Here is a 15,285-nt window from a genome sequence, read left to right as displayed (position 1 = left end):
TGACTTATTCCTCCCCTAAAAATAACTGAATCAGATGTTTAATTTTTTCGTCTTTAACAGAATAGTTAATCTCCAGCCCATTACGTTCGGTTTCAACGATGCCTAATGATCTAAGCTTCTGTAAATGCTGGGACACCGTAGATTGTGGAAGATCGAGGCAGTCCTGCATGAAGCTCACGTTGCAGCTGCCCTTTTCCAGAAGTCCTTTAATGATGCACAAGCGCACGGGATGAGCTATAGCCTTTAAGGTTTCGGCGGTTTGGTTATAAGCTTTAAAATTTTTGTCCATGGTAACGAACACCTCGCTTTACAATATCCTTATATCGTAATATTATGATATAGTGATATGAAAATCAAGTTATTTTTATAAAGGTGAAGGAGAGATGCTCAATGTCTTTTAAAATTTCAAAGGAAATTACCCCACAGCAAGTGGCGGAACGCTTGAAGAATGGCGAGACTCTTACTATGTTGGATATACGCGAACCAGCCGAATGGGTGGAGGGACATGTAATGGGTGCTAAACATATTCCGCTTGGACAGCTATTGATGCGCACAGATGAACTGGATTCTTATGGCGAGATAATTGTGATGTGCTTAAGTGGTGGCCGTAGTGGACTGGCTTGTGAGCTACTGAGTGAAAAGGGGTATAACGTTGTGAACATGACGGGTGGATTAGGCGCTTGGACGGATGATTTTTTGGTACGGGAGTAATGGCATGAGCATGATGGTACGGATTCTACTGAGTATCTTAATAGTCTTTAGTATTGTGAGGTTTTTGCGTTACGCTTGGCCTGTTCGTTCACTTACTTATATAGAAGTCCGTGAGGTTCGTGAATTAGCGGATCAATCACTGGATATGAAAATGCTCGACGTCAGGGATGCCGTTGATTACCAGAAGGACAGTATCCGTGGTTCGATAAATATTTCGCTGGGGCGGTTACCTTATGTCTGGCAGCACTGTCTATCTCTGGAAGATTCGGTTCTAATTCTTGCTGATAGCTACTATAAAAGAAATAAAGCTGCGAGAATTCTTTATAAGCAGGGATTTCGTAAGCTATATGCGGTAAACGGTGATTTGTTAGGGAACAAAAGAACGCTCTCCGACATTCCTGTGAAAGGTTGTTGTGAAGGATAATGGATTTAGGGTCATTGATTTCCCGTCGATATATTAATGTTGCTAAGCCGCGATGTTGTAGCTAGGTGGCTCGGTCAATGTAGCTAAGTCGCGATGTTGTAGCTAGGTGGCTAGGTCAATGTAGCTAAGTCGCAATGTTGTAGCTAAGCAGCTAAGTCAATATAACTAAGTCGCGATGTTGTAGCTAGGTGGCTAGGTCAATATAACTAAGTCGCGATGTTGTAGCTAAGCGGCTAAGTCAATATAACTAAGTCGCGATGTTGTAGCTAAGCCGCTAAGTCAATGTAACTAAGTCGCGATGTTGTAGCTAAGCCGCTAAGTCAATGTAACTAAGTCGCGATCCAGCCAGCCTCATCTCGAACTCAGTTTTAATTGTATTTTGTGCAGTTAAACTTCAGTAGTTTTAGCAAAAGTAACAGTTAACTGCACTTTGTACATCTAAATTTGATCATTTACGCTTAACTGCCTAATGTTTCCCTTTTTAGTTGTAGAAAGTACAACTAAATGGACTTTTAGGGGGATAAGGGTTAAATAGTTGCATGAAATACAATTAAATATAAAAATCACAGGTCGATAACCAGTGAATAGTGGAGAATGGGAGACGGTTTTGGGCAATTTCAAAAAGGTAGGACGAATAATATTATTCTAGCGGAACTTAGTCAAACTGAGATTACTTTAACTGAACCTACTTTGCAAAACCTACTATATTGAGCTAAATCTAGTTGTCTAACTCAAATGTTACTTAACCGAGATTGCTCTTGCTGAGCTAATTCTAACTGAACTGTAATGATCTACTCTAGCTGGACTTGCTGTAGTGATCTAACTCTAGCTGGACTTACTGTAGTGATCTGACTCTAAATGAACTTACTGTAATGAGCTAACTCTAACTGAACTTATTTTTATGCAACATACTTTAACCAATTTGAGTTTTTTAATAGAACCGTATATTTAGCTCGAGTGCTAAGGTTGAATGTAGAGTGTCATTGACAGCATAAGAAGGCGAATACTATACTTTTGATTAATAGGACGAAGTACGTCCCGCATCCATAATTGGGTGCGGGATTTTTTTATGCCAAGGAGGAGGGGAATGTTATGGGGTTTACGGAAGAACATCGTAAGTGGGTGGAAGATCATATTAGTCGAAGAACGGGAGAAAGACGGGGGAGATTGGAGCGGGGACATGGGCATGGTGAGCGAATGTTTGCGGAGAAGGTTTGGTGGCCAATGATGGGTCATTTTAATGATCTTCATCCTGAATATGAAGTGTTGGATTGGCGGGGATGGCCTTATTTTGTTGATTTTGCGTGGAAGCCTGGGCAGGTTAAGTTTGCTTTTGAGGTAAAAGGCTACGGCCCACATGTGCAAAACACAGATCGGACGCGTTATCGGCAGGAATTGAATCGAGAGACTTATCTACAAATCGCGGGTTATCGGGTAGTGGCGATACCATATGATGATCTGGAAGCGAATCCCGAGAATACTATTTTTTTGTTGAGATCATTGCTGATGCCGTACCTCGCTTTGAGGACAGTAGAGAAGGAGGCGTTTAGTCGACTGGAGCGTGATATTCTGCAAATTGCGGTGCGTTCGAGCGGGGACATTCGGCCTGTTGATTTGGTGAGAGAGCTTGGCATTCATCCGCGTACGGCTAGAAAAGGATTGGGTACACTATGTGAAAAAGGGATATTTAGTCCAGTGGTTTCTATAGAAAGTGGTAGAGTTTGTAGGTATGAGTATAAGCATTCTTTTAAGGATAATCAGATATGGTAAGGCTACTATTTTAATAAGGGCAAAGATGCCCTAGATATCATCCGAATGGTGGGAATTGGTCGAAAGAGAGGCAAAAATGCCCTAGATATCGTCCGAAAGGTGGGAGTCAGGCAAAAGAAGGGCAAAAATGCCCTAGATATCATCCGAATGGTGGAAATTAGGCAAAAGAAGGGCAAAAATGCCCTAGATATCGTCCGAAAGGTGGGAGTCAGGCAAAAGAAGGGCAAAAATGCCCTACATATCATCCGAATGGTGGGAATTGGTCGAAAGAAGGGCAAAATGCCCTACATATCATCCGAAAGGTGGGAGTCAGGCAAAAGAAGGGCAAAAATGCCCTAGATATCATCCGAATGGTGGGAGCCAGGCGAAAGAGAGGCCCCCCAAATCTCTAATTATGACCTGATTTCTATTTAGATTGTTAAGGTGTTGCGGAGGAGGGGAATCTTCTATGATTAGATGGATAGGACGTATGGGTGTTTTTTTCGAAGATTGTCCTTGAGAATGAATGAAACCGCTATCAACAAGAAACGAAGGAGCGATTTTGATGGGAACAGATATAGCTAAATATCCATTTCAACAGATTGATTTACCTTTAAATGAGCGAGTGCAGGATCTGATCTCCAGACTAACACTTGATGAAAAAGTAAGCCTGATGCCTCAGTATCAAGCTGCGATAGAGCGTTTGGGTGTTGGGGCCTACAAGCATGGTACGGAAGCGGCGCACGGGATTTCTTGGCTTGGAAAAGCGACTTCTTTTCCTCAGCCGAGCGGACTGGCTTGTACTTGGAATCCAGAGCTGCTGAAGGAGATTGGTTCGGCCATCGGAGATGAAGCTAGAGCCTTTTATAAAAAGAATCCAACGGTGAACGGTCTGACATTATGGGCGCCAACGGTGGATATGGAACGTGATCCGCGTTGGGGAAGAACCGAGGAAGCTTACGGTGAAGATCCAGAGTTGACCGGCCGCCTCAGCACCTCTCTTGTGCAGGGAATCCAAGGTGATCACCCGGTCTATTTGAAAGCGGTAGCAACGCTGAAGCATTTCCTCGGCAACAATAATGAGATTGAACGCGGGAACTGCTCCGCGAGCATCGATCCGAGAAATATGCGGGAGTATTATCTGGAAGCGTTTAAGCCTGCTTTTCAAGAGGGTGGCGCACAGTCCATGATGACCGCTTATAACTCGGTGAATGGCGTGCCTGTTATTCTTCATCCGGCAGTAATGGATGTGGTCAAAGGCGAATGGGAAATGGATGGCTTTATCGTAAGCGATGCCGGCGATCTTTTTGGGATCGTGAAGGATCACAAGTATTATGAATCTTTTGCACAATCGATGGCTGAGTCTATCAAAAATGGAATTGACAGCGTAACAGAAGAAACCGCAGAAACAATCAAGGTTCTTCATGAAGCACTGGACCAAGGCCTCTTAGCAGAGGAAGATTTGGATCGTGCGCTTGCCAACACTTTCAGAGTTCGTTTCCGTCTGGGAGAGTTCGATCCAGCTGAAGGGAACCCATACGCAGCGATCGACGATTCCGTTATACTTAGCAAAAAACATACCGCGCTCTCCTTGGAAGCAGCGAAACAATCGATAGTATTGTTGAAGAATGATCAAGGCACATTGCCATTGAACAAAGGCAGTCTGAGCAAATTGGCGATTATTGGTCCACTTGGTGATGAAGCTTTTAGAGACTGGTATTCTGGCACATTACCTTATGGAGTGACTCCGCTGCAGGGGGTTAGCAAAAAGCTGCCTGGTAAACACGTTACCTTTGAGAGTGGCGCAGATCAGATCATTCTTACTTCAGCTGCAAACGGCCAAGCCATTGGAATCACAGGGGAGGACGGAAGACTGGCTGTACAGCATGACATAGCAGCGCACGGAGAATTGTTCCAACATACAGCCTGGGGCTGGACTAGCAATACTCTGAAGTCGACAAGTCGCGGTCAGTATGTAACTTTAAGCGAAGCAGAGACTCTCACAGCATCTGCTGATGAAATTTACGGCTGGTTTGTAAAAGAATCGATTAACATCGTTCCGGAGAGCGAAGATACGGTATCTTTGCGGACCTGGAATGATAAAATGATCTCGGTGAATCCGGAAGATGGAACGCTGCAGGTGGCAGATCAGGATGCCAATGCGGAAGCACGTCTTTTCAAAAAGAACATTGTAACTAACGGCATAGAGGCTGCAGTAGAAGCTGCCAAGGCTGCGGAAATCGCTGTGGTTTTTGTGGGCAACCATCCACTCCTTAACGGAAAAGAAGAGATCGACAGACCGGATATTGTGCTTCCAGAGGAGCAAGAGCGACTGGTCAAAGCTGTCTATGAAGCGAATCCGAATACAGTTGTAGTCATTGTCGGCAGTTACCCGATAACTTCCACTTGGATTGACGAGAACATCCCGGCTGTATTGTATACCTCCCACAGTGGACAAGAGCTGGGCAATGCGGTGGCAGAAGTTCTTTTCGGCGATTACAGTCCTTCCGGCAAGCTGAACATGACTTGGTTCCGTTCTGTAGAACAGCTGCCTGAGCTGATGGATTATGATATTATCAAAGGCAAAAGAACATATATGTACTTTGACGGAGAGCCACTGTATGCGTTTGGACACGGCTTAAGTTATGCGCAAATTTCCTACAGCAACCTAAGCCTAAGCGCTAAGGAGCTGCAAGCGAATGAGACGCTGAAAATTTCTGTTCAAGTAGAGAATACAGGCGTTGTTGATGGGGACGAAGTGGTGCAGCTATATGTGCAAGCTCTGAATTCCCGGGTCAAACGTCCGATTAAACAGTTGAAGGGTTTTGAAAAAGTAAACCTAGCCGCAGGTCAATCGCAAACCCTAGAGTTTACGTTGCCGGTTGCCGAGCTGGCATTCTGGGATGTTACCCGTGAGCAATATTGCGTGGAAAATGGAGAGTACATGGTTCTGATCGGCCGTTCATCTGCTGACATCCAATTATCCGCTCAACTATCGGTCCAGGGGGACGTTATTCCGTCACGTAATCTGTATATCAATACCAAAGCAGAGAATTACGATGACTACGAAGGCGTATATCTGGACGAGTGCAAAGCAGGCGGTGCTTCCATACATCCGGTAAAAGATGGCGCTTGGATCGCTTTTAAAGATGTATTGTTCGAGCAAGGGGCAGGTGCTTTTGAAGCGTTGGTATCCTCTGCAAAAGGTGGCACCCTTGAGATCAGAACGGGCAGCCCAGCAGGAAAGCTGGTTGGATCTGTTACTGTACCGTCGGGTGGCGTGTTGCAGCAGTGGAACACACTTACTGGTGAAGTGTCCGTGGAATCTGAAACTACCGATGTTTATCTCATTTTTAATGGTGAGGTACTGCTTAGCCGTTTACAATTTAATCAATAAGATAAGCTAGAACGCTCTTAATTTCTTCGGATGGAGTGGTGGTGCCTGTATGGATTGTTTGGGATGTCGAATCGCTAACGGGATTGAGGCTAACGTAAACGTAGTATACGAGAATGAATTTGTAACTTGTGTGCTCGACATTGCTCCATTTAACGAAGGACATCTCTTAATACTCCCTAAAAAGCATTATTGGGATCTTGAAGATATCGATTCAGAAACATCGTATGCGATTATGGACGCTTCAAAGAAGCTATCAGTTGTCCTGAAGGTTTTGTTTGAACCTGCTGGCATCAGCATTTGCCAAAATGGCGGGAAGTTTAACGACCTGACTCACTATCATATGCATCTTATCCCTAGATACGAAGGAGATGGCTTCGCTTGGAGCGAACCAATCCATCCGCACGGTGCCGAAAAGTTATTAAGCCAAACTCAAGCTAAAATTCTCAGTATCATAAATGAGTATTAAAAAAAAGGGCATTCCTGAAGGATCAGGGATGTCCTTTTCGTTTCTTTTCAATTAATCACAACCGCCCCCGCCAGCATCTCCACCCCCACCGCCGTCTCCACCGCCACTATGTCCGCCGTCTCCACCCCAGCTATGCCCCCCGCTGTCAGGTCCAGAATGGTGATGCGAGTGATCTCCGTGGTGATTATGGTGGTGGTTAGAATGATTAGAGTGGTTAGAGTGGTTTGGATCCAGCAGATCCGGATGACTGGCAGCCATAAAAGACATGTTGGCGGCATCATTTTGTCTATTTCTATCAAAGGTACTTCTGTTCGAGCTCGAGCCATTCCGTATAACGGCTTGTATAATAATAAATACAGCGACACCTACAAATAGTATCCCAAAAACCATAACGAACCTCTCCCTTCAACTCCAAAAATTAGTTATTAGCTGCTTTCGTCAAAAACTCAAGATTTCTGTAAAAAATACTCCCATAATTCCAGCACTGATAAGGCTCAGGAATTTCTATATGGTTCACATTCACATTCATGTCTTCGTGTATCAATGATTCGCTAATATGGATTATATCATTTATATACCGTTTTATTTGCTGTAGATAATGTTTTTGAGTAACGGGCCCGTGACCGGGAACAATTATATTCACATCTAAGCGCTCGACATAAGTAAGTGCCTCCAACCAGGATAAGGGATTACCGTCTACTAATAATGGATGATTATCAACAGCGACAATATCTCCAACAAAAGCTAAAGAATCGGAAGGAGAAAATAGAATAGAATCGCATTCCGTATGGGCAGCACCCACCGATAAGAGCTCAACGGATCTAGCCGAGCCATGTATGGTCATTTTGCGGTCATAAGTTAGTTGGGGAAGCGTTACTTCAAGCGTTAGTATAGACTCTTTGATTTCTTGTAAATAACTTATTTGCGAAAGGAGCTCTCGTTGTTTGGAATCGTTCAGTTCGAGCTCGAGAGATGTATTAAGCTTCGTAAGATCTTCTTCAAGATTAGGAAGCAGTTTCTTCATTCGGGCAAGCCAGTCTGGTTGATTTTTTATCATGAGCTCTCTAGTCCTACTGGAGGATATGATTACTTCATCCGAGAAGAATTGGTTCCCTCTAACATGGTCTCCATGCCAATGGCTGTTGACGATGTATTTGATAGGTTTATTAAAATAATACAGAGCGGCATCCCTAAGATCTTTGCCAGCTTGTGGAGTGTTGAATGTATCAAAGATTAATGTGTAATCACCCATATCTATCAAACCGGCATTGCTCATGGCTCCGCCTTGCTCCTTCGCTTCAAGGCAATAAATGCCTTCCACTAGAGGGACGCAGTTAAAATGTCTGGAAAGGAACATGAATTAACCTCTTTTCCTAGATAATCGAATAAAATTTATATCTATTTTATAATTTTATGGAATTTTATACTGTGATTTAATTACGCTTGAAATAGAAAAAAGGTTGCTTTTATACGCCCGATTTGCTACCATACGATGTAACTTAATCATTTATTTGTTTTCTAGGGTTCCGCAGCGAGTGCACAGCTGGTCTGGTCCGAGGGAAAACGCACGAACATTAAGTTTGTGTCTACACGGAGGGATAAAAGCCCGGGAGGTATCGCCATTTGGCGATGACCTTCCGGGCTTATTTGTTTGTCCGTGGGCAATCATAAGATAGGGTGAATTGAAGGAGGGCTTGAAATGAAAAGAAATTCAGAGTGGCTGAAGGTAGTTGGCGCTGCGATTTTCGAAGTCATGTGGGTCATTGGTTTAAAGCATGCTTCAAGCGTGTGGGAGTGGCTGATCACAGTTGTAGCCATAATAATAAGTTTCTATGTCATTATTTCAGCAAGCAGTAAATTACCGGTGGGTACCGTATATTCTGTATTTGTTGGGTTGGGGACGGCAGGAACAGTCATTGCGGACATGGTTTTATTCGGTGAACCCTTCAAGCTAATGAAGCTGGTACTAGTGGTTATTTTGCTGGCAGGAGTTATAGGTCTGAAAATGGTAACTAACGAAACCAAAGATATCAAAGAAACTGAAATAAAGGGGGAGTCTTAAATGGCATGGGCATTTTTGGTTGTTGCTGGATTGTTTGAAATGTTCGGAGTGGCTATGATCAACAGGTTGAATAAACACCGGAATCTGCAGTCGTTTTTGCTGCTCTTCCTTGGTTTTGGAGGAAGTTTTCTTTTTCTATCATTTGCAATGAAAAGTTTGCCTATGGGTACAGCTTATGCGGTATGGACGGGGATCGGTGCATCCGGTGGAGCGATTTTGGGGATGCTTTTATATGGGGAGGCCAAAGACTGGCGGCGGGTTATCTGTATTTTTATGATACTGGGAGCCGCAGTGGGGCTGAAGTTGATAGCGTAGTTAGCAATCAATTTGTTGCTTTTTCTCTCCTAAAGGAAAGATAAGTTATAAATTAGACACGATTCAGATGTTTCGAAAGGGTCATAAAGGTCGTATAAAGTAAGTATACAATTTATCGGTAAGGAGATTTTTACAATGACTAAGGATTCAATCGAGCATTTGGCTGAAATTGTGAAAGTGAACCGAGCTAACCGCATGCTGCTTCCAGACGGTACCTCTGTGCCTAGAATAGGACAGGGAACTTGGAATATGGGTGATGATGCTTCCCGTAGAGAGGAAGAAATTGCTGCTCTTAGATTAGGCGTGGAATTAGGCATGGATTTGATAGATACGGCGGAGATGTATGGGGAAGGAAACTCAGAGCTTTTAGTAGGTGACGCTATTAAAGGAATTCGGGATGACGTTTTTCTGGTATCCAAAGTATACCCACATAATGCCGGCAACGAGAATCTTATTCGCAGCTGTGAAGAAAGCTTGCAACGACTGAATACGGATCATCTGGATCTCTATTTACTGCACTGGCGGGGAGATATTCCGCTTGAAGTGACTGTGGAAGGCATGGAGAAACTGGTCTCTCAAGGTAAAATAGCAAGATGGGGTGTATCGAACCTTGATGTTGACGATATGAAAGAGCTGCTTAGTATAGCTGGGGGAACTCAATGTGCTATGAATCAGGTGCTGTATCATTTAGGGTCGAGAGGCATTGAAGCTGAATTGCTGCCATGGCAGAAAAGTCACCGGATGCCCGTAATGGCGTACTCTCCGCTTGCACAAGCGGGCGCGCTCCGCAAAGGGGTTATCGAGAGTGAGGCAGTTCAGGAAATTGCCCGTGTTCATAACGCAACCCCACTACAAATTATGTTAGCTTGGACGATTCGCGAGGAGGAGATCATTACGATTCCGAAAGCTTCTTCACGTGAGCATGTAATTGAGAATGCTGCTGCAGGTTTAATTACGCTGAGTGAAGAAGAAAGATGGAAGCTGGATGAGGCTTTCCCGATACCTTCGTGGAAAGTGCCGCTGGATATGAGTTGATATAACAGTTAAAGAGCTCGCCGTTGAGGCGGGCTTTTTTTATATGAAAAGAGATAAGGGGAGTCTCTATAGGACACAGATGATCTTAAACGCAGAATTATGCCACTTTTGGGGGAATATCGGACACCAGAGTCGCTATTAGCATGAATGACACCGATTATGAGGCCATTTCTCTGGAATAGTGTCACTGGGGTCCGGAACTTTACTCCAAAGGCTCTAAATTAGCAAATAGCGTCATCTGGGTCCGGAAGCAACTTGAGAGCGTAAACAATAAACAACGTGGGTTCGTAAGCATCATGGGTCCGTCGTTGTATCAATGGCGGGATCAGCGGGTAATGGGGTGCATAAGCATAAGCGCAATTGGTTTTTAAAAGTAATATCGGGGTTTGTAAACACCACTGGGGCGCAAGTGACACAGGTCTGTAAGCCCCGAGCCAAAAAAGAGCAGCAATCCTTTCAAAAAGGATCGCTGCTCTTTTAAAAATAAGAACTTAGCTGTTCTCAATAATTGTTTGCAGTGTAGTGCGGTCGAGGCCTTCTACCAGTTTAACTAACAGCTCTTTAGCAGCTTCGTAGTCATCGCTATGAATAACTGATGAAGCAGTATGAATGTAGCGGGAGCATATTCCGATGACTGCGGAAGGAACGCCGATTCCACTTACATGAACCTGACCTGCATCTGTTCCACCTTGGGAGACAAAATACTGGTATTTGATCTTGTGAGTATCCGCTGTGTCTTGTACATATTCGATTAAGCCGCGATGGGTAACCATCGTAGGATCATAAATGCGCAGGAGAGCGCCTTTACCCAAATGGCCAAAGGCTTGGCTATCCCCGGTCATATCGGCAGCAGCGCTCGCATCCAAGCCGAAGAAGATGTCTGGGGACAGAAGATTAGCGGCTGTACGTGCTCCACGAAGTCCGACTTCCTCTTGGACGGTAGCACCAGCATAAACAGTATTAGGCAGCTTTTTACCATGTAATGATTTAACCAATTCAATAGCGAGACCTACGCCGTAACGGTTATCCCACGCTTTAGCCATGATTTTTTTAGGGTTAGCAAGCGGGGTGAACGGACAGATCGGCAGTACTTGTTGACCTGGTTTGACGCCAAAGCTTTCTGCCTCTTCTCGGCTGTCTGCACCGATATCAATATACATTTTGCTAATTTCGCCTGTCTTGCCGCGTTCTTCAGCGCTTAGTAGGTGGATAGGCGTGCTGCCAACAACACCGGTCAAAGTCCCTTTTGCTGTAATGATTTGGAGACGCTGAGAAGCAACAGCAGAAGCGAGCCAGCCACCTAGCGGTTGAAAACGAATCATCCCGGTGTTAGTAATTCCGGTGACCATAAAGCCCACTTCGTCAAAATGTCCAGCGACCATAATTTTTGGCCCGTTTTCCTCACCGCGCAATACGCCGAACAAACTTCCGAGACGATCCTGCACGAACTCTTCGGTATAAGGTGCCATAGCATCCTTGACGTAAGCGCGGAGTTCGCGCTCAAAGCCCGGGGCTGCCGGGAATTCGGTAAGTGTTTTGAATAGATCCAATGTTTCTTGATTCATTAGAAATCACTCCTTTATTAAAATATAAGGACGTATAAGCCTTGCGTTATACATTATCCTTATAGTTCTACGAGAAACGGTTGCCATCCAAAATGGACGACAACGTTATTTCTTCCTGCCACTTAGTATGAACATTGTGAGCTCACTTGTCCATGCTAAAGAGACAAATGAACACCCGGTGAACGCTCCGCGAATACAATGCAATAGGGGCTCTGGTGGCAGGAGCTTTAGAAAGGATGCGAAGGAAATGAGGGTAGCAGGTAGTGTACCCAAAAGAAGGGTGCAGGGAGGATACTCCAAAAGAAACCTAAAGGTTAGCGGAGCGCGCAGACGTTACTGGCGCCACAACTCTCTGGAAAAGGAAGCAGTGCTTATTCTTGTGCTGTTCTTGCTGCTGATAGTTGTGTTACTGTATTTTTCCTGAATTGGAGGGACATAACGAAGCGGGGTATGGCAAACAATAAGGAAAACTTCTAAGCGAAGAAACAACTTGAGGGGCTCAAAGTGAGTACTACTATTATGCTTGTCAGCCCCCTTCGCCTAACTTTCAGGAGGTGCCCTTAATGCCGGCGAAAACGAAAAAATCGGGTGTCAAGCTGAAGCTTGATACCCTGACCCCGCAAGATTACGAGAAATTGTCCAAGCCCTTTGTACCCGCTAGGCCCGTATTCAAAAACTGTGTGCGAGCATTTCTTGCTGGCGGCCTAATCTGTGTAATTGGACAAGGGATTCAGGAGGCTTATATGGCAATATTCGATATGACCTCCAAAGAAGCCGCAAGTCCAACTGTAGCGACGATGATTCTACTCTCTGTAATCCTGACCAGCTTTGGCGTGTATGACAAACTGGCTCAATGGGCCGGTGCAGGAACTGCGGTTCCGGTTACTGGTTTTGCGAACAGTATGTGCTCAGCAGCTCTTGAACATCGTGCGGAAGGACTTGTTCTCGGTGTAGGCGGCAATATGTTCAAGCTGGCGGGTTCAGTCATCGTATTTGGTGCCGTCGCTGCTTTCATAATTGGTATCGTCTATCTCTTTTTAGGCGTAGGCGGAGGTGCACATACATGAAACAGCTTGGCAGTCAGACTTGGGAGTTCACGAGCCGTCCCGTTATTTTAGGCTCTTCTGCTGTAGTGGGTCCTGAAGAGGGAGAGGGTCCATTAACGTCAGATTTTGATTTTATATTTGATTCCTTGGAAATGGGTGAAAAAACATGGGAAAAGGCTGAGCGGGCTCTTTTCGAAAAAGCCTCCCTACTGGCACTGATTAATGCAAATTTGGATAAGGAGAAGCTGGAGTTTTTTGTTGGCGGAGATTTGATGAACCAGATTATCAGCAGCTCCTTCGCGGCAAGAAAATTAGGTGTGCCTTATCTTGGAGTTTTTGGTGCTTGCTCCACTTCCATGGAGAGCCTTGCAATTGCCTCTATGATCGTTGATTCCGGAGGCAGCAAATACGTGCTCGCGGGAACATCCAGCCATAACTGTACGGTAGAAAAGCAATTTCGTTATCCTACCGAATACGGTTCACAGAAGCCGCCAACGGCGCAATATACGGTCACAGGCTCGGGCTGTGCTGTAGTAGGTCAGAATGATGGAACTGGCAACAATCCGGTAGTGGTCTCGGCTACCCTTGGACGAATAATGGATCTCGGTTTGACAGATCCTTTTAATATGGGAACTGCTATGGCACCGGCGGCGGCGGATACGATCACTGCGCATTTTCGGGATACCGGACTATCCCCCGGGCATTATGACTTAATTGTTACAGGTGATCTTGCCTCTGTAGGCTTGCCCATTGCGAAAACCTTATTAGCTAAAGAAGGGATCCCAATGGAGCAAACAACCTTTGATGATTGCGGTTTGCTTATCTACGATTTGGAGAAACAGAAGTATGTGATCGCCGGAGGAAGTGGTTGCGGGTGTTCCGCGGTAGTGACTTATGGTCATATACTCAAGCGTATTAAAAAAGGTGAACTAAAACGGGTGCTGATTGTGGCAACTGGAGCCTTACTATCCCCATTGTCATACCAGCAGGGAGAGAGCATTCCGTGTGTGGCTCATGCTGTTGCTATAGAAAGTGGAGGTGTAGTTTAATGATGATTTACTTATGGGCTTTTCTGATCGGAGGAGCCATTTGCGTTATAGGCCAGCTGATGTTTGATGTATTGAAGCTGACACCTGCACATACGATGAGTACATTAGTTGTAGCCGGAGCGATTGCTGATGCTTTTGGCATCTACGATCCACTTGTGAAATTTGCGGGTGCGGGCGCAACCATTCCAATCACAAGCTTCGGTAACTCTTTGGTCCATGGGGCATTGACAGAGCTGGAACGGGATGGCTGGATCGGTGTAGTTACAGGGATTTTTGATATCACAAGCGCAGGGATTTCGTCAGCGATTGTGTTCTCTTTCCTGGCTGCATTGGTTGTTCGGCCTAAAGGATAATGGGATTATAGTGCTTTAGATTAGAACCTGCGGGACATTGTGTCCTGCGGGTTTTTGGTTTGTTTACACTTCGTAAGCTTCAACAATGTACTTTGGGTCCCCTAATCATGTAAAATATAAATATTACTGCTTATTCTGACCTAGGAGGATCATATATGCCCGTTCGTCAAGAATCAATGCACATCATGAATGCTGTCCGTAATAATCTAGAATCCTGCATACTTGGAAAATCATTTGAAATACAATTGCTGCTAACAGCGCTGCTTGCCGGTGGTCATGTTTTGATCGAGGATGTGCCGGGAACAGGAAAGACCCAGCTTATTCGCGCACTTTCCAGATCAATGTCCGGAGAGTATCGCCGGATACAATGTAATCCGGATATTCTTCCGAGTGATATTACCGGTGTATCTGTGTATCATCCTAGAGATGAGATGTTTCATTTCCGCCCAGGTCCAGTGATGACGAATATCCTGCTGGCCGATGAAATTAACCGAGCCACCACAAAGACACAATCCGCCCTTCTGGAAGTGATGGAGGAACGAAATGTAACCGTAGATGGGGAGACCTATCCGCTGCCGCATCCATTTATGTTGTGCGCCACCCAGAATCCAATAGATTTTGAGGGAACCTACACGTTGCCGGAAGCTCAGTTGGATCGGTTTATGCTAAGAATTAGTCTTGGTTATCCTGATGCAGCAACCGAAAAAAATCTATTGTTGAGCCATCAAGAAGGTCAACCAGTGGACAGGCTTACGGCTGTCACTAGTATGGAGCAGATCGCTAGTATTCAGGAGGAGATTCGTGAGATTTATATGAGTGATCCTGTACTGAATTACTTGTTAGATATTGTGCGCCAGACAAGAGAGCATCCGCTTGTATTGCTCGGTGCAAGTCCACGAGCTTCGTTATCGTTTATGCTGGCTTGTAAAGCTTATGCTTTCTTACAGGGAAGAGATTATGTGCTTCCAGATGACGTAAAGGTGCTTACTCCATTTGCCTTGGGTCATCGTATATTGCTGCGTCCAGAGTCGCGCCTAGATAATGTTAGCGTAGATTCACTGCTTCAAAAGCTTCTGCAGAGCATTCATGTGCCTGTTACGATGAGGCAATAAT

At 44.9% G+C, this 15,285-nt stretch carries 18 protein-coding genes and 1 riboswitch; of the genes, 14 read left to right on the top strand and 4 right to left on the bottom strand.

All coding sequences use genetic code 11. The features are described 5' to 3' along the window. Window positions 1–4: 4 nt before the first annotated feature. A complete protein-coding gene (locus MHH60_RS05250; protein WP_036675735.1) occupies window positions 5–289 on the bottom strand; it encodes an ArsR/SmtB family transcription factor in 285 nt (94 codons plus the stop codon). Between the two features lie 101 nt (window positions 290–390). On the opposite strand from MHH60_RS05250, the gene MHH60_RS05245 reads away from it, so the two are divergent. The 6 genes from MHH60_RS05245 to MHH60_RS05220 all read left to right on the top strand — a co-directional run bounded on the left by MHH60_RS05245 (window position 391) and on the right by MHH60_RS05220 (window position 6,747). Next, complete coding sequence (locus MHH60_RS05245; protein ID WP_076138040.1) at window positions 391–711, top strand: rhodanese-like domain-containing protein; 321 nt, start codon at window positions 391–393, stop codon at window positions 709–711. Window positions 712–715: 4 nt separating this feature from the next. Then, complete coding sequence (locus MHH60_RS05240) at window positions 716–1,135, top strand: rhodanese-like domain-containing protein (RefSeq protein ID WP_076138042.1); 420 nt, start codon at window positions 716–718, stop codon at window positions 1,133–1,135. A 1,092-nt stretch (window positions 1,136–2,227) separates the two neighbouring features. Continuing rightward, window positions 2,228–2,905: a hypothetical protein gene (locus MHH60_RS05235; protein WP_076138044.1), complete on the top strand. Its 678-nt coding sequence runs from the start codon at window positions 2,228–2,230 to the stop codon at window positions 2,903–2,905. A 45-nt stretch (window positions 2,906–2,950) separates the two neighbouring features. Further along, a complete protein-coding gene (locus MHH60_RS05230; protein ID WP_076138046.1) occupies window positions 2,951–3,244 on the top strand; it encodes a hypothetical protein in 294 nt (97 codons plus the stop codon). Window positions 3,245–3,449: 205 nt separating this feature from the next. Continuing rightward, entirely contained in the window at window positions 3,450–6,281 is a 2,832-nt protein-coding gene (locus tag MHH60_RS05225; RefSeq protein ID WP_076138048.1) for a glycoside hydrolase family 3 protein, read from the top strand. A 49-nt stretch (window positions 6,282–6,330) separates the two neighbouring features. After that, complete coding sequence (locus tag MHH60_RS05220; protein WP_076138049.1) at window positions 6,331–6,747, top strand: HIT family protein; 417 nt, start codon at window positions 6,331–6,333, stop codon at window positions 6,745–6,747. A 51-nt stretch (window positions 6,748–6,798) separates the two neighbouring features. On the opposite strand, the gene MHH60_RS05215 is transcribed toward MHH60_RS05220, so the two are convergent. Then, a complete protein-coding gene (locus MHH60_RS05215) occupies window positions 6,799–7,137 on the bottom strand; it encodes a hypothetical protein (protein ID WP_341161116.1) in 339 nt (112 codons plus the stop codon). Window positions 7,138–7,165: 28 nt separating this feature from the next. Further along, a complete protein-coding gene (locus tag MHH60_RS05210; RefSeq protein WP_076138329.1) occupies window positions 7,166–8,104 on the bottom strand; it encodes an MBL fold metallo-hydrolase in 939 nt (312 codons plus the stop codon). Window positions 8,105–8,254: 150 nt separating this feature from the next. After that, a riboswitch (guanidine-I (ykkC/yxkD leader) is annotated at window positions 8,255–8,362 on the top strand. An 84-nt stretch (window positions 8,363–8,446) separates the two neighbouring features. On the opposite strand from MHH60_RS05210, the gene MHH60_RS05205 reads away from it, so the two are divergent. The 3 genes from MHH60_RS05205 (at window position 8,447) to MHH60_RS05195 (ending at window position 10,159) form a co-directional block, all read left to right on the top strand. Next, complete coding sequence (locus MHH60_RS05205) at window positions 8,447–8,809, top strand: DMT family transporter (protein ID WP_076138328.1); 363 nt, start codon at window positions 8,447–8,449, stop codon at window positions 8,807–8,809. Further along, window positions 8,810–9,124 (top strand): DMT family transporter, encoded by a 315-nt coding sequence (locus MHH60_RS05200; RefSeq protein ID WP_036675721.1) that lies wholly within the window; start codon window positions 8,810–8,812, stop codon window positions 9,122–9,124. It abuts the gene before it with no gap. A gap of 195 nt (window positions 9,125–9,319) precedes the next feature. Further along, the gene (locus tag MHH60_RS05195) at window positions 9,320–10,159 is read left to right on the top strand and encodes an aldo/keto reductase (RefSeq protein ID WP_218640693.1); all 840 of its coding nucleotides are present in this window, start codon (window positions 9,320–9,322) and stop codon (window positions 10,157–10,159) included. A gap of 491 nt (window positions 10,160–10,650) precedes the next feature. Here MHH60_RS05195 and MHH60_RS05190 read toward each other — a convergent pair whose 3' ends face one another. Beyond that, window positions 10,651–11,724, bottom strand: coding sequence for a M42 family metallopeptidase (locus tag MHH60_RS05190; RefSeq protein ID WP_076138325.1), 1,074 nt, complete (start codon window positions 11,722–11,724; stop codon window positions 10,651–10,653). A gap of 247 nt (window positions 11,725–11,971) precedes the next feature. Between MHH60_RS05190 and MHH60_RS05185 the strand changes: the two genes are divergently transcribed. The 5 genes from MHH60_RS05185 to MHH60_RS05165 all read left to right on the top strand — a co-directional run bounded on the left by MHH60_RS05185 (window position 11,972) and on the right by MHH60_RS05165 (window position 15,284). Next, window positions 11,972–12,148 carry a hypothetical protein gene (locus tag MHH60_RS05185; RefSeq protein ID WP_155288103.1) on the top strand — a complete coding sequence of 59 codons (177 nt, stop codon included), beginning with the start codon at window positions 11,972–11,974 and terminating at the stop codon, window positions 12,146–12,148. Between the two features lie 139 nt (window positions 12,149–12,287). Continuing rightward, window positions 12,288–12,791: a stage V sporulation protein AC gene (gene spoVAC, locus MHH60_RS05180; RefSeq protein WP_076125192.1), complete on the top strand. Its 504-nt coding sequence runs from the start codon at window positions 12,288–12,290 to the stop codon at window positions 12,789–12,791. Further along, complete coding sequence (gene spoVAD, locus MHH60_RS05175) at window positions 12,788–13,819, top strand: stage V sporulation protein AD (protein ID WP_076138324.1); 1,032 nt, start codon at window positions 12,788–12,790, stop codon at window positions 13,817–13,819. The genes spoVAC and spoVAD overlap by 4 nt, the downstream gene beginning before the upstream one ends. 2 nt (window positions 13,820–13,821) lie before the next feature. Beyond that, window positions 13,822–14,172, top strand: coding sequence for a stage V sporulation protein AE (spoVAE, locus tag MHH60_RS05170; protein ID WP_036675923.1), 351 nt, complete (start codon window positions 13,822–13,824; stop codon window positions 14,170–14,172). 155 nt (window positions 14,173–14,327) lie between these two features. After that, the gene (locus MHH60_RS05165; RefSeq protein ID WP_038569465.1) at window positions 14,328–15,284 is read left to right on the top strand and encodes an AAA family ATPase; all 957 of its coding nucleotides are present in this window, start codon (window positions 14,328–14,330) and stop codon (window positions 15,282–15,284) included. Window position 15,285: the final 1 nt, after the last annotated feature.

It is taken from the genome of Paenibacillus sp. FSL H7-0716, from assembly GCF_038002705.1.
In the GTDB taxonomy this organism is placed as follows: Bacteria; Bacillota; Bacilli; order Paenibacillales; family Paenibacillaceae; genus Paenibacillus_AQ; species Paenibacillus_AQ odorifer.
The sequence above is the reverse complement of the archived record's forward strand: the minus strand, read 5'-3'. Positions and strand labels throughout refer to the sequence as shown.

What these genes read in the sequence shown, in the direction of transcription:
- MHH60_RS05240 (WP_076138042.1), top strand. Translation starts at nt 716, where the DNA reads ATGAGCATGATGGTACGGATTCTACTGAGTATCTTAATAGTCTTTAGT.
- MHH60_RS05225 (WP_076138048.1), top strand. Translation starts at nt 3,450, where the DNA reads ATGGGAACAGATATAGCTAAATATCCATTTCAACAGATTGATTTACCT.
- MHH60_RS05185 (WP_155288103.1), top strand. Translation starts at nt 11,972, where the DNA reads ATGAGGGTAGCAGGTAGTGTACCCAAAAGAAGGGTGCAGGGAGGATAC.
- MHH60_RS05195 (WP_218640693.1), top strand. Translation starts at nt 9,320, where the DNA reads ATGCTGCTTCCAGACGGTACCTCTGTGCCTAGAATAGGACAGGGAACT.
- MHH60_RS05230 (WP_076138046.1), top strand. Translation starts at nt 2,951, where the DNA reads ATGGTGGGAATTGGTCGAAAGAGAGGCAAAAATGCCCTAGATATCGTC.
- MHH60_RS05210 (WP_076138329.1), bottom strand. Translation starts at nt 8,104, where the DNA reads ATGTTCCTTTCCAGACATTTTAACTGCGTCCCTCTAGTGGAAGGCATT.
- MHH60_RS05220 (WP_076138049.1), top strand. Translation starts at nt 6,331, where the DNA reads ATGGATTGTTTGGGATGTCGAATCGCTAACGGGATTGAGGCTAACGTA.
- MHH60_RS05205 (WP_076138328.1), top strand. Translation starts at nt 8,447, where the DNA reads ATGAAAAGAAATTCAGAGTGGCTGAAGGTAGTTGGCGCTGCGATTTTC.
- spoVAD (WP_076138324.1), top strand. Translation starts at nt 12,788, where the DNA reads ATGAAACAGCTTGGCAGTCAGACTTGGGAGTTCACGAGCCGTCCCGTT.
- MHH60_RS05215 (WP_341161116.1), bottom strand. Translation starts at nt 7,137, where the DNA reads ATGGTTTTTGGGATACTATTTGTAGGTGTCGCTGTATTTATTATTATA.
- spoVAC (WP_076125192.1), top strand. Translation starts at nt 12,288, where the DNA reads ATGCCGGCGAAAACGAAAAAATCGGGTGTCAAGCTGAAGCTTGATACC.
- MHH60_RS05165 (WP_038569465.1), top strand. Translation starts at nt 14,328, where the DNA reads ATGCCCGTTCGTCAAGAATCAATGCACATCATGAATGCTGTCCGTAAT.
- MHH60_RS05250 (WP_036675735.1), bottom strand. Translation starts at nt 289, where the DNA reads ATGGACAAAAATTTTAAAGCTTATAACCAAACCGCCGAAACCTTAAAG.
- MHH60_RS05200 (WP_036675721.1), top strand. Translation starts at nt 8,810, where the DNA reads ATGGCATGGGCATTTTTGGTTGTTGCTGGATTGTTTGAAATGTTCGGA.
- MHH60_RS05235 (WP_076138044.1), top strand. Translation starts at nt 2,228, where the DNA reads ATGGGGTTTACGGAAGAACATCGTAAGTGGGTGGAAGATCATATTAGT.
- MHH60_RS05245 (WP_076138040.1), top strand. Translation starts at nt 391, where the DNA reads ATGTCTTTTAAAATTTCAAAGGAAATTACCCCACAGCAAGTGGCGGAA.
- spoVAE (WP_036675923.1), top strand. Translation starts at nt 13,822, where the DNA reads ATGATTTACTTATGGGCTTTTCTGATCGGAGGAGCCATTTGCGTTATA.
- MHH60_RS05190 (WP_076138325.1), bottom strand. Translation starts at nt 11,724, where the DNA reads ATGAATCAAGAAACATTGGATCTATTCAAAACACTTACCGAATTCCCG.